This is a genomic window from Streptomyces sp. 8L (assembly GCF_020176795.1).
In the GTDB taxonomy this organism is placed as follows: domain Bacteria; phylum Actinomycetota; class Actinomycetes; order Streptomycetales; family Streptomycetaceae; genus Streptomyces.
This window is the reverse complement of the sequence record NZ_JAIUKE010000588.1, coordinates 1-6,139: the sequence shown is the minus strand read 5'-3', so window position 1 is coordinate 6,139 and position 6,139 is coordinate 1. Positions and strand designations below refer to the sequence as shown.

At 72.9% G+C, this 6,139-nt stretch carries 5 protein-coding genes; 2 read left to right on the top strand and 3 right to left on the bottom strand.

What is annotated here, in order from left to right; translation table 11 throughout:
• The first annotated feature begins 167 nt into the window (after window positions 1–167).
• Together LCE31_RS35080 and LCE31_RS35075 are read left to right on the top strand one after the other, a co-directional pair.
• Complete coding sequence (locus tag LCE31_RS35080) at window positions 168–905, top strand: HAD family hydrolase (RefSeq protein WP_225021785.1); 738 nt, start codon at window positions 168–170, stop codon at window positions 903–905.
• Window positions 902–3,265, top strand: coding sequence for a glycoside hydrolase family 65 protein (locus LCE31_RS35075; protein ID WP_225021783.1), 2,364 nt, complete (start codon window positions 902–904; stop codon window positions 3,263–3,265). Before LCE31_RS35080 ends, LCE31_RS35075 begins: the two co-directional genes overlap by 4 nt.
• A 244-nt stretch (window positions 3,266–3,509) precedes the next feature.
• Here LCE31_RS35075 and LCE31_RS35070 read toward each other — a convergent pair whose 3' ends face one another.
• The 3 genes from LCE31_RS35070 to LCE31_RS35060 form a co-directional block, all read right to left on the bottom strand.
• Window positions 3,510–4,031 carry a spore-associated protein A gene (locus tag LCE31_RS35070; RefSeq protein WP_225021781.1) on the bottom strand — a complete coding sequence of 174 codons (522 nt, stop codon included), beginning with the start codon at window positions 4,029–4,031 and terminating at the stop codon, window positions 3,510–3,512.
• Between the two features lie 254 nt (window positions 4,032–4,285).
• On the bottom strand, window positions 4,286–4,999 hold the full coding sequence (locus tag LCE31_RS35065) for a type 1 glutamine amidotransferase (RefSeq protein WP_225021779.1): 714 nt from the start codon (window positions 4,997–4,999) through the stop codon (window positions 4,286–4,288).
• A gap of 117 nt (window positions 5,000–5,116) precedes the next feature.
• Window positions 5,117–6,139: chitinase (locus LCE31_RS35060; RefSeq protein WP_225021777.1), on the bottom strand; the 1,023-nt coding region annotated here is incomplete at its 5' end.

Sequence of the window (6,139 nt, the reverse complement as noted above, 5' to 3'; positions counted from 1 at the left end):
CCCTCCCAGTGCGCCTTCCCGCCCGGAGCCCGGAAGGGCGGGCGCAGGACGGGGCACGGCGGCATCCGCCACAGGGCAGGGGTTCGACCAGAGGCGCCGCGAGTGGAACTCGCCTCATCTGCGCGTCTTCGGGAGGGGACGCGCATGCGCGGGGGAAGGTGGGTGCCATGAAGAAACTCGGTCTTCCGGAACACATCCGGGCCTGTCTGTTCGACCTGGACGGCGTCATCACCAAAACCGCCGTCGTGCATGCCGCGGCCTGGAAGGAGATGTTCGACGAATTCCTCCGGCGGCGCGACGGCGCCGGCTTCCGCCCGTTCACCCCGGACGACTACGACCGGTACGTCGACGGCCTGCCCCGGGCCGACGGCGTCCGCTCCTTCCTCGCCTCCCGCTCCATCGAACTGCCCGAGGGCAAGGAGGACGATCCGGGCGACAAGGACACCGTCCACGGCCTCGGCAACCGCAAGAACACGCTCGTGCTGGAGAAGATCCACACCGACGGCGTCGAGCCGTACGAGGGCACCCTGCGCTATGTGCGCGCCGCCCGCGAGCTCGGCCTGCGCACCGCCGTCGTCTCCTCCAGCGCCAACTGCCGGGACATCCTGCGGTCGGTGAACGCCGAGGACCTCTTCGAGGTACGGATCGACGGCGTCGTGGCCGCCGAGCGGCGCCTGCCCGGCAAGCCGCGGCCGGACACCTTCCTGGCCGCCGCGCACGACCTCGGCATCGGACCCGCCGACTGCGCCGTCTACGAGGACGCGCTCGCCGGAATGGACGCAGGAAGGTCGGGGCACTTCGGCTACGTCGTCGGGCTCGACCGGGTGGGGCAGTCGGACGCGCTGCGCGCGCACGGCGCCGACATCGTGGTGAAGGACCTCGCGGAACTGGGGAAGGACGCATGATCTCGCACTCCAACTACACCGTCGAGCCCTGGGTGCTGCGCGAGGCGGGGATCAACCTCGACGTCCTGCCGCAGAGCGAGTCCGTCTTCGCGCTCTCCAACGGCCACGTCGGCTGGCGCGGCAACCTGGACGAGGGGGAGCCGCACGGCCTGCCCGGCTCGTACCTCAACGGTGTCCACGAACTGCACCCGCTGCCCTACGCCGAGGCCGGCTACGGCTACCCGGAGTCCGGGCAGACGGTCATCAACGTCACCAACGGCAAGGTCTTCCGCCTCCTCGTCGACGACGAGCCGTTCGACCTGCGCTACGGCACCGTCCGCTCCCACGAGCGCGTCCTCGACTTCAAGTCCGGCCTGCTGCACCGGACCTGCGAATGGGTCTCGCCCGCGGGCTGCGCCGTCAAGGTCCGTTCGACCCGCCTCGTCTCCTTCAGCCAGCGCTCCATCGCCGCCGTACGGTACGAGGTCGAGGCCGTCGATTCGGACGTACGCCTCGTGGTGCAGTCCGAGCTGATCGCCAACGAGCAGCTGCCGCAGGGCGGCGGCGACCCCCGCGCGGCGGTGGCGCTGGAGTCGCCGCTCGTCGCGGAGGAGAACTTCGCCCGCGAGGACGGCCGGCTGCGGCTCGTGCACACGACCGCGCGCAGCGGCCTGCGGGTCGCCGCCGCCGCGGACCACGCCGTCACGGGCCCCGAATCGACCCGCGTCAGCGGGGAGAGCGGAGAGGACGTCGGCCGGGTCACCATCACGGCGCACCTGCAACCCGGTGACGTACTGCGGGTGGACAAGGCCGTCTCCTACGGCTGGTCCTCGACCCGGTCCCTGCCCGGCGTGCGCGACCAGGTCGACGCGGCGCTCGCGCAGGCCGTCAGCACCGGATGGGAGGGCCTCGTGCGCGAACAGCGCGCCTTCCTCGACGACTTCTGGTCCCATGCCGACGTCGAGGTCGACGGTGACGAGGAGATCCAGCAGGCCGTGCGGTTCGCCCTCTTCCACGTCCTCCAGGCCGGCGCGCGCGCCGAGCAGCGCGCCATCCCCGCCAAGGGGCTGACCGGTTCGGGCTACGACGGGCACAGCTTCTGGGACACCGAGATGTTCGTGCTGCCGCTGCTGACCTACACGGCGCCGTACGCGGTGGAGGAGGCGCTGCGCTGGCGCCACAGCACCCTGGCCGCCGCCCAGGACCGCGCCGAACAACTCGGCCTGGAGGGGGCCGCGTTCCCCTGGCGCACCATCGAGGGGTCCGAATGCTCGGCGTACTGGCCCGCGGGCACCGCCGCGTTCCACGTCAACGCGGACATCGCCGGCGCGGCCGTGCGCTACGTCAGCGCGACCGGCGACGAGCGGTTCGAGCGGGACATCGCCGTCGAACTGCTCGTGGAGACGGCCCGCTTGTGGCGTTCCCTGGGCCACCACGACCACCACGGCGTCTTCCACATCGACGGTGTCACGGGACCCGACGAGTACAGCGCCGCGATGGACGACAACACCTATACAAACCTGATGGCGCGCGCCAACCTCAGCGACGCCGCCGACGCTGTCGAACGCCACCCCAGGCGTGCCGGGGAACTCGGGGTGAGCGACGAGGAGAGCGCCGCCTGGCGGGACGCGGCCGAGGCGATGCACGTGCCCTACAACAGCGAACTGGGCGTGCACGAGCAGCACGCCGGATTCACCGGCCACCAGGTGTGGGACTTCGAGAACACCCGGCCCGACCAGTACCCGCTCCTGCTGCACTTCCCCTACTTCGACCTCTACCGCAAGCAGGTCGTCAAGCAGGCGGACCTGGTGCTGGCGATGTACACCTGCGGCGACCGCTTCGACGCCGACCAGAAGGCACGCAACTTCGCCTACTACGAGCCGCTCACCGTGCGCGACTCCTCCCTCTCCGCCTGCGTGCAGTCGGTGATCGCGGCCGAGGTCGGCCATCTCAGGCTCGCCTACGACTACTTGGTCGAAGCGGCCCTGATGGACCTGGAGGACAAGGAGAACAACACCCGCGACGGCGTGCACATCGCCTCCCTCGCGGGCACCTGGATGGCGCTCGTGGCGGGCTTCGGCGGCATGCGGCACCAGGGCGACCAGCTGGAGTTCACGCCCAAGCTCCCCGAACGGCTGCGCAGGCTCGCGTTCAAACTGCACGTCTTCGGACGCAGGATCGGTGTGGAGATCAAGGCGTCGACCGCGGTCTACACGCTCCTGGAGGGCGAGCCGCTGACGCTGAAGCACTGCGGAGAGGAGATCACCATCACCACCTCGGCCCCGGTGGAGCGAGGGCTCCCGCTCCGGTCGATGCGCCAGGCCCCGGCCCAGCCGCCCGGCCGCGCCCCCTCGCGCGACCACGAACACGACTTGGCCTGAGGTGGGCGGGAACGCCGAAGACGCGGCGCGGGGGGGGGGGGGGGGGGGGGGGGGGGGGGGGGGGGGGCGGGGGGGGCGGGGGGGGGGGGGGGGGGGGGGGGGGCGGCCGGGGGGGGGGCCGGCCCCCCGGGGGGGGGGGGGGCCGGCGGGGGGGCGTAAGGGGCGGCGCGGCGCCCGCGCCCCCCCGGCGGGGGGGGCCCCCCCCCCCGGTCCGGGGCCGTGTGCCCGTGCGGGCCGCGCCCGCTCAGCGCGCGAGCGCCGAGCAGTTCGTCTCGTTCTTGCCGGCCACCGCGCCCGCGATCTCGCCGCGCCAGCTGACGCACTGACCCGGCGCGTACAGGTACACGGGACCGGCGTAGGTGGTGTAGTTGCCCTGGTCCACGACGGTGTCGGGGTGCGAGCCGAGGCCCAGCGACGCCGTCATGTGCACGGCGGTGCCCGGATTCGCGCGGACGGTCACGACGCAGTTCTTCTTGGTGGTCGCACTGTAGGTGAGATAGACGGTGCCGGCGGTGCCGATGGGTGCGGAGTTGACCACGCCGTACCCGGTACCGCAGGCGTTGTTGTACGCGGCCGCCGCCTTGACGGCCTTGGCCGCCTTCGCGGGTGCCGCCTTGGCGGGCGCCACCCGGGCGGTGCCCGAGGAGGCGGCGGGCACGGAGCCCGACGTCCCGGCCGCCCCGGCGGCGGGCGCCAGGGCGACGGCCGCGCACACCAGACCCGCCATCGCGGTTCCGGCCACAACTCCACGCTGAGTGAACTTCATTGTTCTTTCCCCCTGCTCTCGCAGTCACGGCGTCGGTCAACGCCACGCACAGTCAGACAGGCAGGGACGCCCAGGAGTTGTACCGCGCGGACGCTGTTACACATCCGGGACAAACGGTGATCGTTTGCGCGGAACGGAACACACTCGCGGACACGGCGGACGGCAGCGGCCCCTGCGGCGGGGCCCCGGCCGCTGCCGGGCCCGGTACGGCCCAGCCGTGCACGGCGGACCCATGCCCGCGCCGCCGCTCCCGCTCAGACGGCGGCGGCGGTCGCGACCTCGGCGAAGCGCAGCGCGACCTGCTGCCACACGGCGCCCGAGGCCGCCTCGTCGCGCAGCGCGGCCCGGTGCAGCCGGCCCCGGTCGACTCCGTACCGGCCGAGGCGCTCCTCGCTCCAGTGCCGAATCCGGTCGGCCGTGGCCTCCGGATGGAACTGCACGCCCCAGGCGCGCGCCCCGACCCGAAACGCCTGGTAGGGGCAGTGCTCGCTGCGTGCGAGCCACTGCGCCCCCGGCGGCAGTCCGGTGATCCGGTCCACATGGTTCTCGATGGCGGTCGGGTGCGCGGGCAGCCCCGCGAACAGCGGGTCGTCCGCCGCCTCCGCCCGCAGGGTGAGGGGGGTGCTGCCGAACTCCGGTTCGCCGTGGGCGCCGCGCACGGTGCCGCCCGCGACCTGCGCCAGCATCTGGCCGCCCAGGCAGATGCCGAACACCGGTACGTCCCGGTCCAGGGCCTCGCGGACGAGTGCCCGCGTCGGAGCCAGCCAGGGCGCGCGGGTGTCGTCGTCCGGCAGATAGCCGCCACCGAGCACGATCAGCGCCCGGTGGTCCAGGGCGGACGGGAGCGGTGCGCCGCTGTACGCCGCCACCACGTCGAGCTCCAGGCCGCCCTGGGCGAGCCAGTCCGCCCACCGCCCGGGCCCGCCGTCCGGGCCGTGCTGCACCACCAGTGCCCTGTCCGCCGCCATCGCTGTGACCTGCCTTTCCGTGCGCCGTACCGCGCCGTTCACCCTACGGGGGCGGCAGGGCGCGCGCGGCGGCGGCCCCGCCGCCCCGGCCGGCGGCTCCCCGGGGTCAGCCGGAGGTCACTTGTACGCGCCGAACGCCTTCGTGAAGTCCAGCGGCTGCTGCGTCACCGAACTGCACGTCGGTGAAGCGGAGTTCTGGGCACCGCCGGGGCACTGCGTGTCGCGGGCCGCCGACCACATGGACAGCCAGGCGAGGTTCTTCGACTTCGCGAAGTCCACCAGCTTGCCGGCGTCGTCCACGGTGAACGTCTCGCTGCTCACATCGTTGACGCCGATCATCGGCGTGACCGCGAGGGCCTGCCACGCGGCGCTGTCCGACAGCCCGAGCACGCCCTTGATCTGCGCCTGCGTCGCGGTGGCCGCCTGGATCGCGTACTGCCCCATGTCGCCGCTGTAGGAGGCCCCGTAGTCCATCGCCATCACATTGACCGCGCCGACCTTCACGCCGTTCTGCTTCGCGTTGGCCACGAGGTCGACCCCCGGCTGCGTCAGCCCCTCCGGCAGCACCGGCAGGGTGAACGACACGTCGAGGTCCGGGTGGGACTTCTGGAGCTGTGCGATGGCCTGCGCGCGCCGCGTGTTGGCGGCGGTGTCGGGCAGCGCGGCGCCCTCCACGTCGAAGTCGACCTTCGTCAGCTTGTACTGGTCGATCACCTTCCCGTACGCGGCGGCGAGATCGGACGCCGACGAGCAGGCGCCCGCGAGCTCGGTGCCCGACGCGCCGCCGAAGGAGACCCGGACGTCGCCGCCCTTGGCGCGCAGGTCGCTGATCTGCCCGGCGACCCCGCTGTTGTCGATGCCGCTGACGCCGCCCCACGTGGGAGTGCATCCGCCGCCGGATGTGACGAACGCCAGGTTGAAGGTGTTCACACCGGCCTTGGCTGCCGTGTCGAGCAGGTCGTAGGCCGGGTAGAGCGAGGTGTCCACGTACGGGGAGAACCCGCCGCCCGCCGCGTCCGTGCTGCCGTCGGCGGGCGCTGCCCCGGACGGCTTCGTCGGGGCGGTGGACGCGGTGGATGGGGCCGACACGGACGGCGCGCCGGCCGGGGAGGAGGCCGGGGCGGACGGACGGGAGAGACA

What these genes read in the sequence shown, in the direction of transcription:
- LCE31_RS35070 (WP_225021781.1), bottom strand. Translation starts at nt 4,031, where the DNA reads ATGAAGTTCACTCAGCGTGGAGTTGTGGCCGGAACCGCGATGGCGGGT.
- LCE31_RS35065 (WP_225021779.1), bottom strand. Translation starts at nt 4,999, where the DNA reads ATGGCGGCGGACAGGGCACTGGTGGTGCAGCACGGCCCGGACGGCGGG.
- LCE31_RS35075 (WP_225021783.1), top strand. Translation starts at nt 902, where the DNA reads ATGATCTCGCACTCCAACTACACCGTCGAGCCCTGGGTGCTGCGCGAG.
- LCE31_RS35080 (WP_225021785.1), top strand. Translation starts at nt 168, where the DNA reads ATGAAGAAACTCGGTCTTCCGGAACACATCCGGGCCTGTCTGTTCGAC.